The organism is Calditerricola yamamurae (assembly GCF_054654135.1).
The window spans coordinates 116,452-137,433 of the sequence record NZ_BAAIFH010000006.1 but is presented as its reverse complement, the minus strand read 5'-3'; the positions used below and the strand labels follow the sequence as shown (position 1 = coordinate 137,433).

Annotated in this window: 23 protein-coding genes and 1 pseudogene; all 24 read right to left on the bottom strand. The window is 64.6% G+C overall.

The window, feature by feature from the left end:
• Positions 1 to 24: 24 nt before the first annotated feature.
• The gene (recN, locus tag ACYQ0Z_RS07015) at positions 25 to 1,749 is read right to left on the bottom strand and encodes a DNA repair protein RecN (protein ID WP_459865912.1); all 1,725 of its coding nucleotides are present in this window, start codon (positions 1,747 to 1,749) and stop codon (positions 25 to 27) included.
• A 26-nt stretch (positions 1,750 to 1,775) separates the two neighbouring features.
• On the bottom strand, positions 1,776 to 2,225 hold the full coding sequence (ahrC, locus tag ACYQ0Z_RS07010) for a transcriptional regulator AhrC/ArgR (RefSeq protein ID WP_459865909.1): 450 nt from the start codon (positions 2,223 to 2,225) through the stop codon (positions 1,776 to 1,778).
• Positions 2,222 to 3,094 carry an NAD(+)/NADH kinase gene (locus ACYQ0Z_RS07005; RefSeq protein WP_459865906.1) on the bottom strand — a complete coding sequence of 291 codons (873 nt, stop codon included), beginning with the start codon at positions 3,092 to 3,094 and terminating at the stop codon, positions 2,222 to 2,224. The genes ahrC and ACYQ0Z_RS07005 overlap by 4 nt, the downstream gene beginning before the upstream one ends.
• Positions 3,095 to 3,106: 12 nt before the next feature.
• On the bottom strand, positions 3,107 to 3,598 hold the full coding sequence (locus tag ACYQ0Z_RS07000) for a hypothetical protein (protein WP_459865903.1): 492 nt from the start codon (positions 3,596 to 3,598) through the stop codon (positions 3,107 to 3,109).
• 40 nt (positions 3,599 to 3,638) lie between these two features.
• Positions 3,639 to 4,466, bottom strand: a complete 828-nt coding sequence (locus ACYQ0Z_RS06995) for a TlyA family RNA methyltransferase (protein WP_459865900.1) — start codon at positions 4,464 to 4,466, stop codon at positions 3,639 to 3,641.
• 5 nt (positions 4,467 to 4,471) lie between these two features.
• Positions 4,472 to 6,358: a 1-deoxy-D-xylulose-5-phosphate synthase gene (dxs, locus tag ACYQ0Z_RS06990; protein WP_459865897.1), complete on the bottom strand. Its 1,887-nt coding sequence runs from the start codon at positions 6,356 to 6,358 to the stop codon at positions 4,472 to 4,474.
• A 497-nt stretch (positions 6,359 to 6,855) separates the two neighbouring features.
• Positions 6,856 to 7,752 (bottom strand): polyprenyl synthetase family protein, encoded by an 897-nt coding sequence (locus ACYQ0Z_RS06985; protein WP_459865894.1) that lies wholly within the window; start codon positions 7,750 to 7,752, stop codon positions 6,856 to 6,858.
• Positions 7,749 to 8,015, bottom strand: a complete 267-nt coding sequence (xseB, locus tag ACYQ0Z_RS06980; RefSeq protein ID WP_459865891.1) for an exodeoxyribonuclease VII small subunit — start codon at positions 8,013 to 8,015, stop codon at positions 7,749 to 7,751. Before xseB ends, ACYQ0Z_RS06985 begins: the two co-directional genes overlap by 4 nt.
• Entirely contained in the window at positions 7,966 to 9,360 is a 1,395-nt protein-coding gene (xseA, locus tag ACYQ0Z_RS06975) for an exodeoxyribonuclease VII large subunit (protein ID WP_459865887.1), read from the bottom strand. Before xseA ends, xseB begins: the two co-directional genes overlap by 50 nt.
• Before the next feature lie 37 nt (positions 9,361 to 9,397).
• Positions 9,398 to 10,258 carry a bifunctional methylenetetrahydrofolate dehydrogenase/methenyltetrahydrofolate cyclohydrolase FolD gene (gene folD / locus ACYQ0Z_RS06970; RefSeq protein WP_459865884.1) on the bottom strand — a complete coding sequence of 287 codons (861 nt, stop codon included), beginning with the start codon at positions 10,256 to 10,258 and terminating at the stop codon, positions 9,398 to 9,400.
• A 100-nt stretch (positions 10,259 to 10,358) separates the two neighbouring features.
• A complete protein-coding gene (locus tag ACYQ0Z_RS06965; protein ID WP_459865881.1) occupies positions 10,359 to 11,333 on the bottom strand; it encodes a tRNA (adenosine(37)-N6)-threonylcarbamoyltransferase complex transferase subunit TsaD in 975 nt (324 codons plus the stop codon).
• 128 nt (positions 11,334 to 11,461) lie between these two features.
• A pseudogene (nusB, locus tag ACYQ0Z_RS06960) lies at positions 11,462 to 11,878 on the bottom strand (transcription antitermination factor NusB); the annotation flags it as partial.
• Between the two features lie 46 nt (positions 11,879 to 11,924).
• Complete coding sequence (locus ACYQ0Z_RS06955) at positions 11,925 to 12,149, bottom strand: DUF2273 domain-containing protein (protein ID WP_459865879.1); 225 nt, start codon at positions 12,147 to 12,149, stop codon at positions 11,925 to 11,927.
• Positions 12,150 to 12,159: 10 nt separating this feature from the next.
• The gene (gene amaP / locus ACYQ0Z_RS06950) at positions 12,160 to 12,699 is read right to left on the bottom strand and encodes an alkaline shock response membrane anchor protein AmaP (RefSeq protein ID WP_459865876.1); all 540 of its coding nucleotides are present in this window, start codon (positions 12,697 to 12,699) and stop codon (positions 12,160 to 12,162) included.
• A 49-nt stretch (positions 12,700 to 12,748) separates the two neighbouring features.
• The gene (locus ACYQ0Z_RS06945; protein WP_459865873.1) at positions 12,749 to 13,153 is read right to left on the bottom strand and encodes an Asp23/Gls24 family envelope stress response protein; all 405 of its coding nucleotides are present in this window, start codon (positions 13,151 to 13,153) and stop codon (positions 12,749 to 12,751) included.
• Positions 13,154 to 13,193: 40 nt separating this feature from the next.
• Positions 13,194 to 14,570: an acetyl-CoA carboxylase biotin carboxylase subunit gene (accC, locus tag ACYQ0Z_RS06940; RefSeq protein ID WP_459865870.1), complete on the bottom strand. Its 1,377-nt coding sequence runs from the start codon at positions 14,568 to 14,570 to the stop codon at positions 13,194 to 13,196.
• A 12-nt stretch (positions 14,571 to 14,582) separates the two neighbouring features.
• Positions 14,583 to 15,149 carry an acetyl-CoA carboxylase biotin carboxyl carrier protein gene (accB, locus tag ACYQ0Z_RS06935; protein WP_459865867.1) on the bottom strand — a complete coding sequence of 189 codons (567 nt, stop codon included), beginning with the start codon at positions 15,147 to 15,149 and terminating at the stop codon, positions 14,583 to 14,585.
• Positions 15,150 to 15,236: 87 nt separating this feature from the next.
• Positions 15,237 to 16,976 carry an acetate--CoA ligase gene (acsA, locus tag ACYQ0Z_RS06930; RefSeq protein ID WP_459865864.1) on the bottom strand — a complete coding sequence of 580 codons (1,740 nt, stop codon included), beginning with the start codon at positions 16,974 to 16,976 and terminating at the stop codon, positions 15,237 to 15,239.
• Between the two features lie 190 nt (positions 16,977 to 17,166).
• Positions 17,167 to 17,781: a SpoIIIAH-like family protein gene (locus ACYQ0Z_RS06925; RefSeq protein WP_459865861.1), complete on the bottom strand. Its 615-nt coding sequence runs from the start codon at positions 17,779 to 17,781 to the stop codon at positions 17,167 to 17,169.
• 15 nt (positions 17,782 to 17,796) lie between these two features.
• A complete protein-coding gene (spoIIIAG, locus tag ACYQ0Z_RS06920; protein WP_459865858.1) occupies positions 17,797 to 18,351 on the bottom strand; it encodes a stage III sporulation protein AG in 555 nt (184 codons plus the stop codon).
• A gap of 117 nt (positions 18,352 to 18,468) precedes the next feature.
• A complete protein-coding gene (spoIIIAF, locus tag ACYQ0Z_RS06915; protein WP_459865855.1) occupies positions 18,469 to 19,158 on the bottom strand; it encodes a stage III sporulation protein AF in 690 nt (229 codons plus the stop codon).
• Between the two features lie 11 nt (positions 19,159 to 19,169).
• On the bottom strand, positions 19,170 to 20,327 hold the full coding sequence (gene spoIIIAE, locus ACYQ0Z_RS06910; protein ID WP_459865853.1) for a stage III sporulation protein AE: 1,158 nt from the start codon (positions 20,325 to 20,327) through the stop codon (positions 19,170 to 19,172).
• Positions 20,328 to 20,357: 30 nt separating this feature from the next.
• Complete coding sequence (spoIIIAD, locus tag ACYQ0Z_RS06905) at positions 20,358 to 20,747, bottom strand: stage III sporulation protein AD (RefSeq protein ID WP_459865850.1); 390 nt, start codon at positions 20,745 to 20,747, stop codon at positions 20,358 to 20,360.
• A gap of 12 nt (positions 20,748 to 20,759) precedes the next feature.
• Complete coding sequence (spoIIIAC, locus tag ACYQ0Z_RS06900; RefSeq protein WP_459865847.1) at positions 20,760 to 20,963, bottom strand: stage III sporulation protein AC; 204 nt, start codon at positions 20,961 to 20,963, stop codon at positions 20,760 to 20,762.
• Positions 20,964 to 20,982 lie beyond the last annotated feature (19 nt).

The following is a 20,982-nucleotide window of genomic DNA, read 5'->3' as shown; positions in this document are numbered from 1 at the left end:
GGGCTTCCCAACAAAGCCCCGTTCTCAGCCAATCGCCGTCTTGCTCCCCCGCGCGAGGCGAAGCATCTCCCGCGCGTGCTGTTTGCTGCTTTCGGTCACCGCCACGCCGCTCAACATGCGCGCGAGCTCCTCGACACGTCCCGCTTCGCTGAGCGGCTCCACACGCGTCACCGTTTCGCCGTCTTCGACCGCCTTGCTGACCACAAAATGGACATCGGCCATGCACGCCACCTGGGGGAGGTGCGTGACGCACAGCACCTGCCGCCCGGCGGCAAGGGCGGCCAGCTTTTCGGCTACACGCTGGGCGGCGCGCCCGCTGATCCCGGTATCCACCTCGTCAAACACCAGCGTGCGGTACGCTTCGGTGTCGGCCACAACCGCCTGGAGCGCCAGCATGAGGCGCGACAGTTCCCCGCCCGAAGCGATGCGCGCCAGAGGCTTGGGCGGTTCCCCCGGGTTCGGCGCCCACAGGAAGGAGACGGCGTCGATCCCATGGGGCATGGCCCGCACGCGCTTCCCGCCGACGTCAATGCCGTCCTCGTCGGGAACGGTATGGAGCTCGGCAAGCAGGTGGGCATGCTCCAGGTTCAGGTCGCGAAGATGAGCTTCCACTGCCGCGCAAAGCTTCGCCGCGGCCTCCTTCCGGCGATGGGACAGTTCCTCGGCCTCGATGCCGAGATCGCGCCCGATCTCTTCCAGCTCGCGGGTGAGCTGTTCCACGCGCGTCTCGCGGTTTTCAATGGCTTCCAGCTCCTCCTCCACTTTGGCCGCGTACTCGAGGATGGCCTCTACCGTGTCGCCGTACTTGCGCTTGAGTCTGGAAATCAAGGCCAGCCGCGCCTCCACCTCGGCCAGGCGACCGTCGTCGTCCAGGATGGCTTCCTGGGCATCGCGCAGCTCCCGCACCGCGTCCTCCAGCTGGTAGTAAGCCGACTGAACGGCCTCGTGCAACCCGGTCAGGTCAGGATCGATGGATGCCGCCTGCTCGAGGTAGGCCAAGGCGTGGCCAATCCAGTCCATTCCCCGATTGTCGCCGGCGAGGGCCGCATAGGCCCCGTGTAGGGCCGTGCGCAGCTTCTCGGCGTGGACAAGCCGCTGCCGCTCGGCGAGCAACCGCTCTTCTTCCCCCGGTTCAAGGGCCGCCTCCTCGATCTCGGCTCGCTGGAAGCGGAGCAGGTCGAGCCGTTGGGCGAGGGCCTTTTCATCCTCCGTCATCCGGGCCAGCTCCGTACGCACCCGCGTGTAGCGCGCGTAGAGCGCCTCGTACTCGCTGCGGCAGCGGGCCAGCTCCGCCCCGCCGTAGGCGTCGACCCACGCCAGATGGCGATCGGGATTGAGGAGTTCCTGATGGTCATGCTGGCCGCAGAAGGAAACCAACACCCCGCCCACTTCCCGCAGCATGGCCAGCGTCACCAAGTGCCCGTTGATGCGGCAAACGCTGCGGCCGCCGGTGGACATGTCACGGCGAACGAGAATGTGTCCCCCGTCAACCGGAATGCCCATCTCTGCCAGGCGGCGGGCGGCGGGATGGTCGGGATCCACCTCAAACAGGGCCTCCACGACGGCCTTGGCGGCGCCATGACGCACCAAATCACTCGAAGCCCGCCCGCCCAGCGCCAGGCCGAGGGCGTCGAGGAGAATCGATTTGCCGGCCCCCGTCTCCCCGGTCAACACGTTGAGCCCCTCGGAAAAAGCGACGTGCGCCTCCTTGATCAGGGCGAGGTCGCGCACGGTCAGTTCGAGTAGCATGCCCGGTCTCCTCCTCTGCCGCCTCCCTAGAGCATGTCGAGAAACCGGCGGGCCAGCTCTTCCGATTTTTCTTTTCTCTTACAGATGATCAGAATGGTGTCATCACCGGCAAGTGTGCCCACGATCTCCGGCCAGTCGAGATTGTCGATCAGCGCCGCCACCGCCTGGGCGTTACCGGGGAGCGTCTTCAACACGACCAGGTTTTCGGCGTGGTCAATGCTGACGAAGCTGTCCATCAGCATACGCTTGAGCTTCTGTTGCGGGTTGATGCGCTGGTCGATGGGAAGCGAGTATCGGTAGCGTCCATCGGGGGTGGGCACCTTCACCAGGTGCAGCTCCTTGATGTCGCGGGATACTGTGGCCTGGGTCACATGAATCCCCGCTTCGCGCAACTTGTTGACCAGCTCATCTTGCGTCTCAATGTCATACTGGGAAATGATCTCGCGGATCTTGATGTGTCGCTGTGCTTTGTTCACAACCCGTCCCCCCTCGGTGGGTCTCCCTGCAGCTTGCGCCGCACGACATCAAAAAAGGCGCGTTCCTTCCACTTGATCAACAGCGTGGTGTGCGGGGCGCGCCGCACGCGCACCTCATCGCCGGGCTCAAGCCGCACTCCCAGCTGCCCGTCAACGGTCAAGCCGATGTGCGCGTGGGGAGCGTCAACGCGAATGCACACCTCATCCTGCGGGGCCAGCACCATCGGCCGCGCCGTGAGCGTGTGGGGCGCAACCGGCGTAAGGAGGATCGCATCGAGGTGCGGCACAATGATCGGCCCCCCTGCCGACAGGGAGTAGGCGGTGGAGCCGGTGGGGGTGGCAACAACAAGTCCGTCTCCCGAAAACCGGCTGAGGAACACCCCGTCTACAAACACGGTGGTCGTGATCATCCGCGAAAAGGCTTCCCGGGCCACGCCGACGTCGTTGAGAGCCAAATAGGAGCCACGCACCGTTCCATCGCGCACCCACTGCGCCTCGAGCATCATGCGCTCGTCTAAGCTGTAGTCTCCCCTGAGAACGCGGTCCACCACCGCGGGCAAATCGTCCGGCTCCGCTTCCGACAAAAACCCGAGGCGTCCCACATTGATGCCCAGCAGGGGAATCTTGTGGGGGGCAAATTCCCGGGCATAGCCGAGGAGTGTGCCGTCTCCGCCGAGCACGAACAGCAGATCGACGGCGTCGGGAAAGCGTTCGCGCGGCAGGGCCACGTCGGGACGGCCGAGAGCGCGCGCGTCTTCGCTTTCCAGCACCACGCGCGCTCCCTTGGCCTCAATCCAGTCGACAAGCTTTTGCGCCACCGTCCAAGCAGCGGGTTTGTCCCGGTTCAAGACCAACCCAATGGTCTTCAACTCCGCAACACCTCAACCATGCAGGAAGATGTACGCCAGCGCAGCTCCGATCCCCATGGCCGCCACATAGCGCCAGCGTCCGGTTGCCCGCGGACGAACGGCGAAGGTGACGATGCGCAGGGCTCCCGTTTCGCGGTTGACCACGACGATACCGTGCGGGCGCACGAGCAGCCAGGACGCGAGCAGGGCGTCACGCAGGGCCGCTCCTGTCGCGGGAATGGGTTTGCGGCTCTTCTCCACTTTTACGGCATACAGTTTTCCATCGCGTTTGGCAAGAAAATCGACATACACCCGACTGTCAAAGGTGCGGTCGTCGACGGTGACAGCCACGGGAATAGCCACTTTCCCCGCCACCACGTCAAACCCCGCTTCCTCCAGGAGGGCAACGACGGGCCCTCTGGGCGGCTGCCGCATCCACCCCGGTCCCAGCAGGCGCCACGCCAAAACCAACACGGTTCCCAGTACCATCAGTATGGCGACAAGCCCATCCCCCGTTTTCAGCACGCTTCCTCCTCCCCACCGGTGCGCGTGAATCCCCGCAGCATCACGCGTCGGCCAAGCGCGCGTCCCGGAGCCGGTCGTGGGCTTCCCGAACGACGGCGTCTATCTTCCTCTCTACGTCGTCGCGCGCCTCGTCTCCTTTCCGGGCGTGCAGCAAAAACTCGATGTTTCCTTCCCCGCCGCGGATGGGGGAGTAGGTCAGGTCGAGGGGCGCCAAGTTCGCTGCCCGCGCCTTGTCCACCACGGCGCGCAACACCTCGGCGTGGACGCGCGGATCGCGCACCACCCCGTGCTTGCCGACGAGCGCCGGGCCCGCTTCAAATTGTGGCTTGACGAGGGCAACCACGTCACCGCCCGCCTTTAGCACGGTGGCCAGCGGCGGAAAAATGAGCCCAAGGGAAATGAAGGAGACGTCCACCGTGGCCACGTCCGGGGGCTCCGGGAACCAGGACGGCTCGGCGTAGCGAAAGTTCGTCCGCTCCATCACCACCACACGCGGATCCTGGCGCAGCTTCCAATCCAGCTGGCCATAGCCCACATCAACGGCGTAGACGCGCCGCGCCCCGTGTTGCAGGGCGCAGTCGGTAAACCCGCCGGTGGAGGCGCCGACATCGAGCACTGCCTTATCGGTCAGGTCCAGGCCGAAGACGCGCAAGGCCCGCTCCAGTTTCAGGCCCCCGCGGCTCACATAGGGGCACGGGTCACCCTTCACCTCGATGCGCGCATCCAGGGGTACCTTCTCTCCGGCCTTGTCAACCCGCTCGCCCTCCACGCGCACCAGACCGGCCATGATCGCGCGCCGGGCTTTTTCCCGCGTCGGGAACAGGCCGCGCGTCACCAGGAGCACGTCAAGACGCTCTTTCTTGGCCATCGCCGTCACGCCCGCTTGCGGGCGCGCGCCAGCAGGTTGCGCGCGCAGGTTGCCACGTTTTCTGCCGTCAGCCCCACCTCGCGCCGCTGGTCGGCTACGCTGCCGTGTTCAATGAAGCGGTCGGGAACGCCCATCGGGTAGACGCGCACGCCGTCGATCCCCTCGAAGGCATAGAATTCCAACACGGCGCTGCCAAAACCGGCCAGCACGGCTCCCTCCTCCACGGTCACGATCGGCAGGCCGCGTTCGGCCAGCGCCAGCAGCATCGTCCGGTCGAGGGGCTTGACAAACCGCGCGTTGACCACGGTGGCGGATACCCCCTCTTCTTCGAGGCGCGCGGCTGCCTCCAGCGCCACCTGGACCATGGGCCCCACGGCCAGGATGGCCACATCGTCGCCTTCCCGCACCACTTCCCACGTCCCGATGGGGATGCGACGCAGCTCGGGGTCGAGCGGCACGCCCACGCCATTGCCGCGCGGGTAGCGCACCGCGATGGGCCCTTCCTCGTAGGTGACGGCCGTGTACAGCATGTGCCGAAATTCGTTTTCGTCCTTCGGCATCATCACCACCATATTCGGCAGGTGACGCAGAAAGCCGATGTCAAACACCCCCTGGTGGGTATCCCCGTCGGCACCGACGAAGCCGGCGCGATCAACGGCGAAGACCACATTCAGGTTTTGGCGGCAGACGTCGTGGACCACCTGGTCGTAGGCGCGCTGCAGGAAGGTGGAGTAAATGGCGCACACCGGTTTCATCCCTTGGGCGGCCAGGCCGCCGGCCATCGTCACGGCGTGCTGCTCGGCGATGCCCACGTCAAAGCACCGGTCGGGGAAACGCTGCTGGAACTTCACCAGTCCCGAGCCGCCGAGCATCGCCGGGGTGATGGCGACGATGCGTTCGTCGCGCTCGGCCAGCTGGATAAGGGTGTCGGCGAAAACGTTTTTGTAATCCGGCGCTCCCCCCGGCTTTTTGATGAATTCCCCGGACTCGATCTTGTAGGGCGTCACGCCGTGCCACGTGTCGGAATCGGCTTCGGCCGGCTGGTACCCCTTCCCCTTTTTGGTGATCACGTGCACCAGCACCGGCCCGCGCGTCCGCGCCGCCTGCTTGAGGGCTTCGAGGAGCTCGTCCAACTTGTGGCCGTCGACAGGCCCGAGATACGTGTAGCCCAGTTCCTCAAACACAATTCCCGGCACCAACAGGTACTTGAGCGTATCCTTAAGCCGCTCGGCAGTGCGGGCCAGGGTGTGGCCAAAGGGCACCTTCCGCAGGAGCTGCTCGATCTCTTCCTTCGTCTTCGTATACGTCCGGCCGGTGCGGATCTTGCCCAGGTAGTTATGCAGGGCGCCAACATTGGGCGAGATGGACATCTCGTTGTCGTTCAAGATGACGAGGATGTCCCGCTGTTCGTGCCCGATGTGGTTAAGCGCTTCCAAGGCCATGCCGCCAGTGAGGGCGCCGTCGCCGATGACGGCAATGATCTTGTGGTCTTCCCCCTTCAAGTCGCGGGCAATCGCCATGCCCATCGCCGCCGAGAGGGAGGTGCTGGAGTGGCCCGTTTCCCACACGTCGTGCTCGCTCTCGCTGCGCTTCGGAAAGCCGCTCAGCCCCTTGTACTGGCGCAGCGTGTCAAAGCGATCGCGACGGCCGGTAAGGATCTTGTGCACGTAGGCCTGGTGGCCAACGTCCCAGATGAACTTGTCACGCGGGCTGTCAAACAGGACGTGCAGGGCAAGGGTCAGTTCGACGACCCCCAGGTTCGGGGCCAAATGGCCACCGGTGACGGACAGCTTTTCAATCAGGAACTGGCGAATCTCACTCGCCAACTGCTCCAGCTCGGCAAGGGACAGTCCCTTGACGTCAGCCGGAGATTGAATCCGCTCCAGGAGCACAGGTTTCCCTCCTCGTTTGCACCATATTGCGTCCACGCCGGCGGGTTTCGCAAACATGAAAAATGGCCTGCTTGCCCCTAGTATCCGCTCGCCGCCATGGTCCGCTGCGCATCGGCGCAAGCTGCCGCCATCCCACGGCATCAAAGGCGGCGCCGGGCAGGATGAGGCCCGGCACGACCCGCCGGCCGAAGGTCCCGTTCACCCCGCACAGCAGGGCGTTGCCACGGCGACAACCCGAACGGTCACTACCAGGGTCAGGAGGCCTACCGCAATCGAAACCGTATCGTTCACTTCTGGAACGCGTCATCGCGCCAATCCCCAATTGATGGGCCACAGATCACGCGGAGCCGCGGTTCCCGCCGTATGTCCACCATGTACACAAAAAAACAAAGCCATGTCGGGCCGGCTCTCCGCGCACGTGCTGTACCCACCGCAATCGTAACACACATTGTACCATGGGTTGGGGAAGTGCTCAACAGGACGGGAGCGAAGGGTCCCTACCGTTCCCGCGTCAACAAATAGTCGGCCAGTGCGGCCAGCATGCCACCGTCGATGCCCGGCACCGCCAGCGCCGCCTTGGCCGCATCCGTCAGGCGGGCCACCTCGCGCCGCGACGCCTCGACCCCCAGCAGGGCGGGAAAGGTGCCCTTGCCCTTGCGGCGATCGCTGCCCACCGGCTTCCCCAGTTTGGCCGCATCGCCCACTTCGTCCAGGATGTCGTCCTGGATCTGAAAGGCCAGCCCCAGATGCTCGGCATAGTGCGTCAACGCTTCCAGCTGGCGGGCATCGGCGCCGGCCAACAACGCCCCCGCGCGGGCGCAGAAGACGAGCAGGGCCCCGGTCTTGCGCCGGTGGACGGTGACAAGCTCGTTCACCGATACGCCCTTTCCTTCCGCCTCCAGGTCGAGTACCTGTCCGCCCACCATGCCCGTCGCGCCGGCCGCCTCAGCCAGCTCCCGCACCAGCGCCACGATCGTTTCCGGCGGAACCCCACGGGCGGCGCTTTCCGAGGCAAGCACGCCAAAGGCCTCGGTGAGGAGGGCGTCACCGGCCAGGATGGCCATCGCTTCCCCGAAGACGCGGTGGTTGGTCGGGCGGCCGCGCCGCCAGTCGTCGTCGTCCATCGCCGGCAGGTCATCGTGGATGAGGGAATAGGTGTGAATCATCTCCACGGCACACGCCGCCGGGAGCCCCGGTTCACAGGACGCGCCAAGGGCTTCCATCGCCGCCAAGAGGAGCACGGGGCGAATGCGCTTTCCGCCGGCGAAAAGCGAGTAGGCCATCGCCTCGCGGAGGCGGGGAGGGATGTCGCCGCGGGCCAGCAGGCGCCGCATTTCGTTGTCCACGGCGGCGGCCCGCTCCCGCAGGTATGATGCCAGCGCAACCGGCTTCACGCCTCATCCTCCTCGCCGGAAAAGGGTACGAGGCGAAACGCGCCGTCCTCCTCCTCGAGGAGCAGATCAATGCGCTGTTCCACGTCACGCAACTTCTTGTCGCACCACCGGGACAGGCGCATCCCTTCCTGGAACAATTCGATCGCCTCTTCCAGCGACACATCGCCGTCCTCCAGCCGCTGCACGATTTCCTCCAGGCGCTGCATCGCCGCTTCAAAGGTCAGTTCCGCTTCGGGCATGCCCATCGCGCGTTTCGTTTCCATGCTGCACCCCTTCCTCGATTCCCCACACCTGGCAGTCCAGCCGTCCGTCCGCCAAGCGCACGAACACCGTATCGCCGGGCGCCACGTCCCGCACCGACGTGAGCACCCGTTCCCCCGTCTCATTGTACACCAAGGCATAGCCGCGCTGCATGACCTTCAGCGGGCTGAGGGCGTCGAGGCGGCCCAACAGGTGCCCGAGGGCCTGCTTCGCCTCACGCAGGTGCAGGGCCATGGCGCGCGCCAGGTCGCGGTCGAGGGCTTTCCAGCGGGCGCGCGCGACGGCGAGGCGCTGGCGGGGAGTGGCGAGCGCCAGCTGGCGGACGAGGGCCTGGTGGGCGTTGCGCCGACGTTCCACCAGGCGGCCAAACGCTTCGACGAGGCGCCGGTCGAGCTGGTCACGGTGCTGCATCCACGGCTCAACCAGGCGTCGCGGATGGCGAAAGACCGGCGATTGGGCCATGCGCTGCAGGCGGACGCGTTCCTCGCCGAGGCGGCGCCGGAGGGCGCTGCGCAGGCGCTCCTCCATGTGGACCAGCCGTTCGGCCAGCTCGCGCACGTGGGGTACGGCGAGCTCCGCCGCCGCGGTGGGCGTGGGCGCGCGCAGATCGGCCACGAAGTCGGCGATGGTCACGTCGGTCTCATGGCCAACGGCGGAAATGACCGGGATGGACGAGGCGTAGATGCTGCGGGCGACAATCTCCTCGTTGAACGCCCACAGCTCCTCGATGGAACCGCCGCCGCGCCCGACAATGAGCACGTCCACCTCCCGGAAGCGGTTGATGCGCTCGATCCCCGCGGCAATGGACGCCGGCGCCTCCTCTCCTTGAACGAGGACGGGAACGATGATCACGTGGGCCAGGGGGAAACGGCGGCGCAAGGTGGTGAGGATGTCGCGGATGGCCGCCCCGTTCGGCGACGTCACCACACCGATCCGCCGCGGGAAGGTCGGCAGCGGCCGCTTACGGTCGAACAGGCCTTCGGCGCGCAGGCGCTCCTTGAGCTGTTCGAAGGCCAAAAACAAGCTCCCCACGCCGTCGGGAAGCATCTCCCGTACGTACAGTTGGTACTGCCCGTCGCGCTCGAAGACGGATACCGCGCCACGGGCCAGCACGCGCATCCCGTCCTCCGGGCGGAAGGCCAGGTACCGGTTTTGGGAGGCGAACATCACCGCTTTGACCCGGCTGGCTGCGTCTTTGAGCGTAAAGTACATGTGGCCGCTCTTGTGGTGGGTAAAATTCGAGATCTCCCCACGCACCCATACGTCGGCCAGGCGCTCGTCGCCGTCCAGCAGCGCTTTGATGGTGCGGGTCAGTTCGCTGACCGACAGTACGGCCGGTTCGGCCACGCGCCTTCCTCCTCTCTCCTTCCCGGTCCGGCAGCCGTCACGACGCCGCCTTCACCTGGGCAGCAGCCGCCTCCACGGTGTTCTTGAGCAGCATGGCAATCGTCATCGGCCCGACGCCCCCCGGCACCGGCGTCAGGTAGCCGGCCACACGCTGAACCTTGGCGAAATCGACGTCGCCGACCAGCCGGCCGTCAGCCAGGCGATTGATGCCCACGTCAATCACCACCGCCCCCGGCTTCACAAAGCGGTCGTCGACGTAGGCCGGCCGTCCAATGGCCACGACGAGAAGATCTGCTTCGCGCGCGACATCGGGCAAATTGGGCGTTTTCGAGTGGCACACGGTAACCGTTGCGTCCTCGCGCAGGAGGAGCTGGGCCATGGGTTTGCCGACAATGTTGCTACGCCCGATGACCACGGCGCGCTTGCCGGCCACCTCCAGACCGGCACGCTTGACCATCTCCAGAATGCCGCGTGGCGTGCACGGGACAAGACAGCGGTCGCCGATGGCGAGGTTGCCCACGTTGAGGGGATGAAAGCCGTCGACGTCCTTGTCCGGGCGCAGGGTGTCAATCACCGCTTTTGGGCGAATGTGGGCGGGAAGCGGCAACTGGACGAGAATGCCGTGGATGTCGTCCCGTTCGTTCAACCGGCGGACCGTATCGAGCAACGCCGTCTCCGTGGTGTCGGCCGGCAGGTGCAGCACCTCCGAATGGATGCCCACCTCACGACACGCTTTGGCTTTGGCCCGCACGTAGGTGTGGGACGCGGGATCGTCGCCGACGAGGACCACCGCCAGCCCCGGTGTCAACCCCACTTCGCGCAGTCGGGCCACATCGCGGGCCACATCTTGCCGAATCGCTTTGGCCATGGCTTTGCCGTCCAGAATCGTCGCGGGCACGCTGCTTCCTCCTCCACTCAGGCTACACATAAACATTGGGCACGTCACTAGTGTAGCCCGCCTTGCTCGGGAAGTAAAGAACTAAATCCGAATAATCCTTTTAATTTTGGGTTAAATATTCGTCTTTATATGCCATCCATCCCAACAGCGCCACACCATACGCGTTGTCACCCGAATAGGACGGGGGGGCGAACGCCAGCGTCGCCCCGACGGCCGGATGCTCCAACCGCTTCTTGAGATGGGCGCGAATGTACCGGTTGGCCGCCACACCGCCCACGAGCAGCACCGCTTTGGGGTAGCCCATGGCAATCGCCTGCCGCAGCACCTTCTCCAGGGTCTTGGCGATGCAGTGCTCCGCCCCGCGGGCAATGGCGGCCGGCGACGCGGCCTTGTCGCGAATGGCGCGCAGGAGGGCCGTCTCCGGGCCGGAAAAACTAAACGACAGCCCCTTGACCGCCGACGGCACGACATAGGGTTCCGCCGCCTCCATGGCCAGCGCCTCCAGGTGGGGGCCGGCCGGGAACGGCAACCCCAGCGCCACCCCGACGCGGTCGATGAGCTGTCCGGCATACAAGTCGGTGCTTCCGCCGATGCGTTCGATCGCAAATCCCCGCGGCCGGCGCGTGCACAGCAGCATGTCGCTTGTCCCGCCCGACACGTGCACGGCCAAAAAGCGATCGGCGTCAATCCGCCGATCGGCGGTGGCCAAGGCGGCCGCGACATGCATTTCCTGATGGGTGGTCGCGTAGAATGGAACCTTCCACAACCGGGCAAGCAGGCGCCCCAGCGCCGCCCCCACTTCAAAGACGGGCATGTAGGACCCCTCCTGGGGGCGCGGGGCTGTGCTGGCGGCAACGGCCACAACGGAACGCCCGACGCCTGCCGGCAAGCGCTCGGCCAGCGCCCCCAGCTGGCGCACGTGGGCAAACACCGCCTCCGCCTGGCGAAGGCCCCGTTGGCCTTCCGGGACGGGCAAGAGCTCCCGCACCTCGCCGACGATACGCCCGGCGGCGTCCACGGCGCATACCGAGGTACGGTAGTTGCTCGTGTCGATGCCGAGCACAACCGGATCCACTAGGCCATGCCCTCCGGCTGCTGAACCGCGTCGGGCGGCCCAGCGAAGGATGACTGTCCGGAAGGCCCCGGCGGAGCGCCGTCTCCCTCGCCCGCCTGTTCGGGTGCTTCCGCCGGCAGCAGGCCCTGCTCCCGCGCCACGGCCGACAACACGCCGTTCACAAACTTGGGCGATGCGTCGTCCCCGAAGACCTTGGCCAGCTCCACGGCCTCGTCGATCGTCACCTTGGGCGGCACGTCTTCGTGATAGAGCAGCTCATACAGCGCCACGCGCAGAATAGCCCGATCCACAGCGGCCAAGCGCTCGAGCGTCCATCCGCGCAGGTGACTGCGGATGATCGCGTCAATGGATTCCCGTTGCGTCAGCGTGCCGCGCACCAGCTCTTCCATAAACGAGCGGTCCCACACCTCGACGCCGGCCCGTTCCGGTTCCTCCTCCCCCTCGAGTGCCACGGCGGTGGCGATCGCCTCGTCCGGCGGCGTATGCCCCACGTCAATGGCAAACAGGCACTGAATTGCGCGTTGGCGTGCCAATCTCCGTCTCACCGTTTCTCACCTTTTCCACTGGAAACTCGGCCCTCGCCCGCCGGTATCAGCGCGTAAACTTTTCCGGCAGGATGCGGGCCAGCACGTCTCGCAGGTCTTCGCGGTTGTCCTGCTTCTTCCCGATATAGTACCCCAGAAATACGATCGCCGCAAAGACAAGGGTCTTCCACAAGCCGACCGCCAGGTAGACAAACCCGAACAAGAGCCCGCACGCCGTGCCGAGGATGGCGCCCTTGTGCAACCAGGCCCACTCGAACCACGTTCTGCCCATGGCCATCCCTCTATTCGACACGGCCCACGCGGGATGTGACGACGCCGGCCACGTGGACGGTCACGTCCTGGACGATCACGCCGGCGACGCGTTCCACGTGATCCTTCACCGCCGCCTGCAAGGCCTGGGTCAAATCCGGAATCGGCGCCTCCCCGTCCACCGAGACGCGCAGGGCAATCCGCGTCCCGCCCTCGCTCGGCCGAACGCGGGCCTCCAGCTCCCGTACCCCGCGGATCCGCCGGGCCGCGGCGACCGCCAGGCTTTCCAGGGCGTCGACGGCAATGTGCACATCCCCCAGGGGCGTGCGTTGGTCAATGGTCAGCGGGGGCGCGCTCCGACGGAATGCCAAGACCAAAAACCGCACACTGGCCAGGAAGAGAAGCAGCGTCACGGCACCCAAAGCAGCCCGCACCGCATCACCATCGGCCCACGGAACGAGCCGCTGGAAGACGAACGGACTGATCCACATCGCCAGCGCGAACAAAAGCAGGCTCAGCACGGCCACAGCCAAGCTGAACAGCCCCAACAGGAATCGGTCGACTCCGCGCACGAACCCTCTGTCCCTCCCCAGCGAAAAATCCCCCTGTCAAGGCAGGGGGTCACCGAACGCGGGGCTCCTCAGGCGTGTCCCGCTCCGCGTCTTTCAGCTGCACATCGACCACGTGGACATTCACTTCCGTGACGGTCAACCCGGTCATGTTCTCGATCGCCGCGCGTACGTTTTCCTGGATCTCCCGCGCGACTTCGGGAATGCGGTACCCGTAGCGCACGACGATGGAAATGCTCACCGCCGCTTCCTTCTCGCCCACGTCCACGCTGACACCCTTGGCGAAATTCTTCCTCCGTCCCAACCGTTCGGCGATGTCGCCGACAAAGCTGCCGCTCATCGCGGCCACCCCTTCCACTTCCGAGGCGGCCAAGCCGGCGATCACCTCAATCACTTCCGGTGCTATGGAAATCTTTCCCAATTCCGTGCGCTCTACACCCGGCAAAATCGGTTCCACTCGTCACACCTCCTATAGTAGTCTCCCCATTATAGCAAACTCATTGATCCGTTCCAATTTCATCGTCTTCTTCCACATTGATCGGGTATTTTTCGAGGAACTTCGTGTCGACGTTGCCAGCGACAAACGCCGGATGGGAGAGGACGCGCAAATGGAATGGGATGGTGGTGTGAATGCCCTCGATGACAAACTCGCTCAAGGCGCGCTTCATCCGCTCGATCGCCTCGCCGCGATCCTTGCCCCACACGATCAGCTTGGCGATCATCGAGTCGTAATACGGGGGAATGGTGTAGCCGCTGTAGGCGGCACTGTCGACACGCACGCCAAACCCACCCGGCGGGAGGTAGTAAGTGATGCGCCCCGGTGAGGGCATGAAGTTCTTGGCCGGGTTTTCGGCGTTGATGCGGCATTCGATGGCCCATCCGTTGAACTTGACGTCTTCCTGGGAGAAGGAAAGCGGCAGCCCGGCGGCAACGCGGATCTGTTCCTTGATCAGGTCGATGCCGGTGATCATCTCCGTCACCGGGTGCTCCACCTGGATGCGCGTGTTCATCTCCATAAAGTAGAAATTCCCCTGTTTGTCGAGGAGGAATTCCACGGTTCCGGCACCGCAGTACCCCACGGCTTTGGCCGCCTGGATGGCTGCTTGTCCCATCTTCTCCCGCAACTCGGGCGTCATCACCGGACATGGCGCTTCCTCGATCAGCTTCTGATGGCGGCGCTGCACGGAGCAGTCGCGCTCGCCAAGGTGGACGACGTTGCCGTGCCGGTCGGCCATAATCTGGATTTCGACGTGCCGCGGTTCCTCGAGGTACTTCTCCAGGTAAACACCGGGGTTTCCAAAGGCCGTCTCCGCTTCCTTTTGCGCCGTGCGGATCGCCTTTTCCAGCTCCTCGCGGTTGTAGGCGACGCGCATGCCCTTGCCACCGCCGCCTGCCGTGGCCTTGACGATGACGGGGTAGCCAATGGCATCGGCCGTCTTGAGCGCCTCCTCCACGTCGTTTACCAGACCGTCCGACCCCGGGACGACGGGCACCCCGGCCCGGCGCATCGTCTCACGGGCCACCGCCTTTTCGCCCATCTTGGCGATGGCCTCCGGGCTCGGGCCGATAAAGGTGATGTTACAGGCAGCGCACAGCTCGGCAAAATCGGGGTTTTCGGCCAAAAACCCGTACCCGGGATGGATGGCATCCACACCGGTCAGCGTGGCGACGGCTAGGAGATTGGTCATGTTGAGGTAGCTATCCTTTGACGCCTTCGGCCCGATGCAATAGGCCTCGTCGGCCAGGCGCACGTGCAGGGCCTCGGCGTCCGCCTCGGAATAGACGGCCACCGTCTCGATCCCCAGCTCGCGGCAGGCGCGGATGACGCGGACGGCGATTTCCCCCCGGTTGGCAATGAGCACCTTCCGAAACATCGGCGGCATCCCTCATTTCTCGAGCCGCACGAGAAACAGCGGCTGGCCGTACTCGACGAGCTGGCCGTTTTCCACCAGCACCTTGACAATCTCGCCGCGGCACTCGGCCTCGATCTCGTTGAACAGTTTCATGGCCTCGATGATACAGACCACCGTGTCTTCCTTCACCTTGTCGCCCACCTTGACATAGGGCTCGGCGTCGGGCGCCGGAGCGGCGTAGAAGGTGCCCACCATCGGTGCGACGATCTTGTGCAGGCCGGCCTCATCCTCGACAGCGTCCGCCGGCTTGGCGGCAGAGGACGCCGCTGCGGATGGAGCTGGCGGTGTCACGGCCGCCGCGGGAGCAGCCGGCGTACCGGACGGTGCCGGGGTGGAATCCGTCTGCGGCGCCGACGGAGCGATTGCCGCCACGTGGGGGACAGCGGGTTCGTTCGAAACGGCAGCGGCCGCACCGTTGGTCGCCGGGACACCTCCTCCCTTGCGAATCGTCACCTTGGCCCCTTCAAACTCCCACTCAAACTCGACGATGGAGCTTTGATCAACCAAACGGATCAATTCGCGCAACTCGTGCATCCGCATGGGCTCTCCACTCCTCTTCCCGGATCGAAACTTCCTGTATTATACCATAGAGCTCGGCCGCTGGCACAAATGGTCATCCGCACCACGTCAGTCCTCTAACGTCGACAGATCGCCAGTGGGCAACCCCAACTCCCACGCCTTCAGGACGCGGCGCATGATCTTCCCGCTGCGCGTCTTGGGCAGCTGGTCGCGGAACTCGATCTCGCGCGGCATGGCGTGGGCCGCCAGGCGCTCGCGCACGAACTGGGCAATCTCCTGCTTCAGCGCCTCCGTCGGTTCGTAACCCGCGCGAAGGACGACGAACGCCTTGATAACCTCCCCGCGTACCGGATCGGGCTTGCCGATGACCCCCGCCTCGGCCACAGCCGGGTGTTCGACGAGGCAACTTTCCACCTCAAAGGGGCCGACACGTTCGCCGGAGGTGTTGATCACGTCGTCGGCACGGCCCTGGAACCAGATGTACCCGTCCTCGTCCTTGTACGCGGTGTCACCGGACAGGTACCAGCCGGGGAACCGGAAATACTCCTTGTACTTTTCCTCGTTGTTCCAGATCTTGCGCATCATCGACGGCCAGCCGACACGGATAGCCAAATGGCCGATGCGGTACGGCGGCAGCTCGCGCCCCTCGTCGTCGAGGATGGCCACCTGGACGCCGGGGAACGGCTTGCCCATGGATCCGGGCTTGATGTCCATGCACCGATAGTTGGAACAGATAATGCCGCCCGTCTCCGTCATCCACCAGTTGTCGTGGATGCGGAGACCGAACACCTTCAGGCCCCACCGCACCACTTCGGGATTGAGGGGCTCGCCGGCACTCAGCACGTGCCGCAGGGACGAGAGATCGTACTCCCGGGCCACCCGTTCCCCCGCGCCCATCAGCATGCGGAAAGCCGTTGGGGCGCTGTACCACACGGTGACGCGGTACTTCTCGAGGGTGGTATACCATTCGCGGGGGTCGAACCGGCCGCCGCAAACCACGTTGGTCACACCATGCAACCAGGGGGCAAAGACACCGTAGGATGTCCCCGTTACCCAGCCGGGATCCGCCGTGCACCAGTACACGTCGTCTTCCTTCAGATCGAGCGCCCACAGCCCTGTCCAGTAGTGATGGATCATCGCGTTGTGCACATGGAGGACGCCCTTCGGCTTGCCCGTGGACCCCGAGGTGTAGTGGAGGATCATCCCATCCTCGCGGTCGACCCACTCGATCTCCAGCGTCTCCGGCGCCGCAGCCATCTCCCGGTGGTAGTCGTAGAGGCCTTCCGCCAGGGCATCACCCACCTCCCCGGGAGCGGCGACAAGGATAATATGCCGCAGCGCCGGGAGATCCCCTACCGGCACTCGCGGCAGGAGCTTCGGTGTGGTGACCAGGGCCACGGCTTCGCTGTCCTTGAGGCGGTCACGCACAGCCTCCTCCATAAACGCCTCGAACAGCGGTCCGGCGATGGCGCCGATCTTGAGAATGCCGAGCAGGCTAACGTACAGCTCCGGGGAGCGCGGCAGAAAAAGGAACACGCGATCGCCCTTGCGCACGCCCAGCTTGCGCAGCACGTTGCCGAACTTGTTCGACAGTACGCGCAATTCGTCGTAGGTGTACGCCTCGTCGCGCCCCGTCGAATCGCGATAGTAAAGGGCAACCTTGTCCTTGCGCGGGCCGGTGCAATGGCGGTCGATGCACTCGTAGGCCATGTTGACCCGTCCCGTCTCGGCCCACGAGAACACCCGTTCCGCTCCTTCCCACGTGAACGTGCGGCATGCCTCCTCGTAGTTCTCCAGGTTGGGCTTCTCGCCCGGCAGGGGTGGAATGCGTTCTGACAATTTCGGCATTGTCCTGCAACCTCCCGTCCTGGATTGGAATTCCTGCGCTTTGATGGTTTTCACCCAAACATTCACCTTTCATTAGAATAGTGTAAACCAATGAAATCGTCAAATATATGGAATAAAAACAAAAGATTCATAAAAGTGAAGAAAAGGAGGCAGGAGGCACCCTGAACCGCTCCCCTGCCTCTTAATGCCGTCACGGTTTGAAGCTGACGGTAACGTTGCGCCCCGGAATGTTCAGATGATTGCTCACCAGGTGGATGATGGCCAGTACTTGATCCGGCTTCAGCTCCGCCGCTTTGACGACCACGTTAACGCGCCCGCTCTGCTGCATGACGACGGCATCGGCATACCCCTCCGCCTTGATCAGTTCCTCCAGCTGCATTTCGGCACTGGCGGCATCCTCGAGGGCATCCAGCTTCTTCTTCGCTTCGGCGACCGCTTCCGCCGACGCCTCGGAGCTGGCCAACACCTCAAGCAGTTCCTCGTGCTGGCGGGCGCGCATCTCTTCTCGCATGTAGCGGTAATTGGCAAAGAAGTCGTCGGACCCGGCATTGAGCTGGCCGCTCGGCGCGTTGGTCGGCTGTTCCTTTGACGGAGCCTTCGTCGCGCCGGCTTTGCCGCCTGCGGAGTCCGGACCCGATTCGGTCGTCGTCACGCTGCCTGCCGGTGCATCCGTCTCCCTCGGCTCGCCCCCGGCGTTAAAGGCCACCGGAGGTTCGGGAGCCGGTTGGGCAAAGAGCAGGTAGGCCGACACCACCACCATGACGGTCAACGCGGAAAGCAACCAGACATGTTTGCGCGCTTGCATCCCCATCATTCCCCCTCACGGTTTTTTCGGGAGCACCGAGACGCGGTGCGCCGGCACGTCCAACACCCGCTGCACGGCCTCGACAACCCACCGCTTCACCTGCACGTTTTCGACCCCCCGAGCCACCACCAGCACCCCGCGCACCTTGGGCTGGCGCGTCTTGATCACCACCGGCTGCTCCCCGCTGCCCTGGTTGACCACCACCACCTGGTCCCGCTGCGTGGCGTCGGTAGTCTTGCGCGTCCCGCCACGGCTGTCCTGCTCCTCGATCACCTGCTGGCGGTTGTCGCGGTTCACCTGCACCACCTGTTCGGGCGACGTTTCCAGGCTCACCATCACCGACACATCGGAGACGCCCATCACCAGCTCCAGCATGTCCCGCAGCTGGGACTCGTAATACTCTTCCAGCTGCTTGATCGTCTGCGGCTCGCCCCCACCTGGTGCCGCCGCCGGCGTATCCCGTGCCATCGGTTCCGGCGGCGTATCCTTCTCAATGTCCAGGGTGTTCCCCACGAGCATGACCCCCACCCCCACACAGAGGACAAGAATGAGCCAGTGCAGCGGGGTCAACTTCCCTCCTTCCCCCGACCTGCCCCCAAAGGGGAACCATCCGCTTTTGCCCACTGCGCACATCCCTCCATTTCCCGACCGGTTCTTTGCGTTCCGCGCCCCTGGCCCGCGATCCGCCTACGCGGTGCGCGGACCCGCCTCCGCCTGACGCTTGGGTCCGCTGTCCATCACCACGCGCACCCGATCTTTCTCCACCGCGAGGACGTTGGCCAGGTGGGCTTCCACCTCGGGCAAGCGCTGCCCGCCCGGAGAACGCGCAACAGGAACTTCCCGTTCGGCTTCGCGTTCCACGCGCACGTCCACCGGACTGACGGGATCGACGCTTCCGCCGCCGTCCGCCTCCCCCCCGCGCGGCGCCTCCGCCGCATCCCGCCGCTCCCGTACGCTGACGGTCAAGGCGGCCAGCGCCACGCCATCCTTCTCGCGGCTCCATTCCACGACCACCTCGTCCACCGTATACCCGAAGGCGGTCTCCACCTGGCGCCTCACCAGCTCCTCGACGCGGGTCCGGGCTTCCTCCAGGGCGCGCCGGTCCAGGTCCTGGCGCAGGGCGCGTCCCTTCTCGGCAATCGTGTCCACGCTCTCCATCGCCGGCCCGGTGCCAGCGGCCTGCAGCGTAATCCATTCGTCCGTGATGTGGGGCGAAACCAGCGTCAGGATTGGATTCAGGATGACCAGCAGGATGATCAGTCCCATCACCAGCTTGACGTACCGCTGCAACTCGGTATTGGGGAGCAGCAAGTCCAGCACCGTGGCGAGGAGCACGAGGAGCACGATTTTCTTCAGCCACAAGGCCAGCGTGTCCACCGCGTCACCCCCTACCGCAGCATCACCGCAGCGTTGCCGGCGGCGATGAGGATGGTGATCGAGAGGAAGAACATCAGCCCGACCGTGGCCAACGCCGCGAAGACGAAGAGCAAGTTTCTCCCGATCGCCCCCAAGCACCCGATGATCGGACTCGAGCCCAGAGGCTGCAGCACCGCCGCCGAGAGGTTGTAGATGAACGCCAGGGTCAAGATCTTGACCGCCGGAAACGCACACAGAAAGAGCAAGATGACCACACCCGTCAGCCCGACGGCGTTTTTCACCAGGAGCGACGCCCCGAGAACCGTGTCCGCGGCGTCTGAAAACATGCGACCGACGACGGGAACAAACTGGCTGGTGAGGAACTTGGCCGTGCGCAGCGCCACCCCATCGGCGACGGCGCTGGTGGCCCCGTGGATGGACACGACGCCAAGAAACACGGTGAGAAACACACCCAGCGTTCCCAGGCTGATCGTCCGCAGCAGGTTGGCCAACTGGGTCACCTTGTAGCGGTCGGAGAAGTTGGAGACGATGGACAGCACAGCCGAAAAGAACAGGAGCGGGAAGACGATCTGGGCAATCAACGTGCCGCTCACGTTGACCAGGAAGACGATCAGCGGGTGGAACATCGACACGGAGGCGAGGTGGCCCATGGCCGCCAGCAGGGTCAACACGAGAGGGATCAGCGCCAGCATGAAGTGGACCATGCGGTCGATGGCCTCGCGGGCGTACCCGATGGCAAGGTGAAAACTGCCCACGGCTATCCCGATCAGCACCATGTACGCGATGGCGTAGGCCACCTTGCTGACCGTATTCCGCTCAAAGGCGTTCTGCAGGGTTTCGAGAAGCATGCTGAACACGGTAAGAATGACAATAGTGGCGATCAAACGGCCGCTGGTCAGCACCTCGTGCAGAAAATAGGCGGCCAGGCCCTTGAACACCGCCGTCACCTGCATCCCGCCGTCCTGGCGCAACACGTCGAGCAGGCTCGGCGCGCGCACCCCAGACAAGTACGGCTCGTATTCGCGAAGCAGCGCCTGCCATGTCTGTTCCACCGCTGCCGTGTCGAGGCGCTCCCACTGCCAACGAACGAGTTCGTCGAGGGACTCGGCTCCGGCCGGCACCGCCCACAAGGCCAGCAGCACGGCCAGGATTCCCGTCTTTCTCCACACCGCTGTCCATCCCTTCACGCGAATGTCGGATCAGGCCGGGAGAAGCTTCACCACCGTCTCGATGATCACCGTCACGATGGGAATGGCCATGACCAGAATCAACACCTTCCCGGCCAGTTCGATCTTGCTGGCAATGGCCCCCTGACCGGCGTCACGCGTGATCTGCGCGCCAAACTCGGCGATGTAGGCCACGCCGATAATCTTGAGGATGGTTTCGAGGTAGATCAGGTTCACTTCGGCCTGCACGGCCAGCCGCTCGATGACGCGAATCACGGCGGAAATCTGCTTGACGAGTAAAAAGAAGATCATCACGCCGGTAAAGACGGTCAGGGAAAAGGCAAAGAGCGGCTTGTGCTCCTTCAGGATGAGGATCAAGACGGTGGCGACCAGGCCGACCCCGACGACTTGGATGATGTCCACGCGTCGCCCCTCCTACGAGAAGAGGAAGACCCGTTTGATCTCTTGGAACAAGTCGTTCAGAAACTGGATAACCATGAACAAGACGATAATGAACCCGATCAGTGTGACCCAATGGGCGATGTCCTCTTTCCCCGCCTGCTTCAGCACGGTGTGAATGATGGCGATGATGATCCCGATGCCGGCGATCTGAAAGATGGCGTTCACGTCATAGCCCATACCCGCACCTCACATCCCC

What these genes read in the sequence shown, in the direction of transcription:
- recN (WP_459865912.1), bottom strand. Translation starts at nt 1,749, where the DNA reads ATGCTACTCGAACTGACCGTGCGCGACCTCGCCCTGATCAAGGAGGCG.
- ACYQ0Z_RS06995 (WP_459865900.1), bottom strand. Translation starts at nt 4,466, where the DNA reads ATGGCCAAGAAAGAGCGTCTTGACGTGCTCCTGGTGACGCGCGGCCTG.
- xseB (WP_459865891.1), bottom strand. Translation starts at nt 8,015, where the DNA reads ATGGAAACGAAACGCGCGATGGGCATGCCCGAAGCGGAACTGACCTTT.
- ACYQ0Z_RS06955 (WP_459865879.1), bottom strand. Translation starts at nt 12,149, where the DNA reads ATGGGCAGAACGTGGTTCGAGTGGGCCTGGTTGCACAAGGGCGCCATC.
- accC (WP_459865870.1), bottom strand. Translation starts at nt 14,570, where the DNA reads ATGTTTCGGAAGGTGCTCATTGCCAACCGGGGGGAAATCGCCGTCCGC.
- accB (WP_459865867.1), bottom strand. Translation starts at nt 15,149, where the DNA reads ATGCGGATGCACGAGTTGCGCGAATTGATCCGTTTGGTTGATCAAAGC.
- acsA (WP_459865864.1), bottom strand. Translation starts at nt 16,976, where the DNA reads ATGCCGAAATTGTCAGAACGCATTCCACCCCTGCCGGGCGAGAAGCCC.
- ACYQ0Z_RS06925 (WP_459865861.1), bottom strand. Translation starts at nt 17,781, where the DNA reads ATGCAAGCGCGCAAACATGTCTGGTTGCTTTCCGCGTTGACCGTCATG.
- spoIIIAC (WP_459865847.1), bottom strand. Translation starts at nt 20,963, where the DNA reads ATGGGCTATGACGTGAACGCCATCTTTCAGATCGCCGGCATCGGGATC.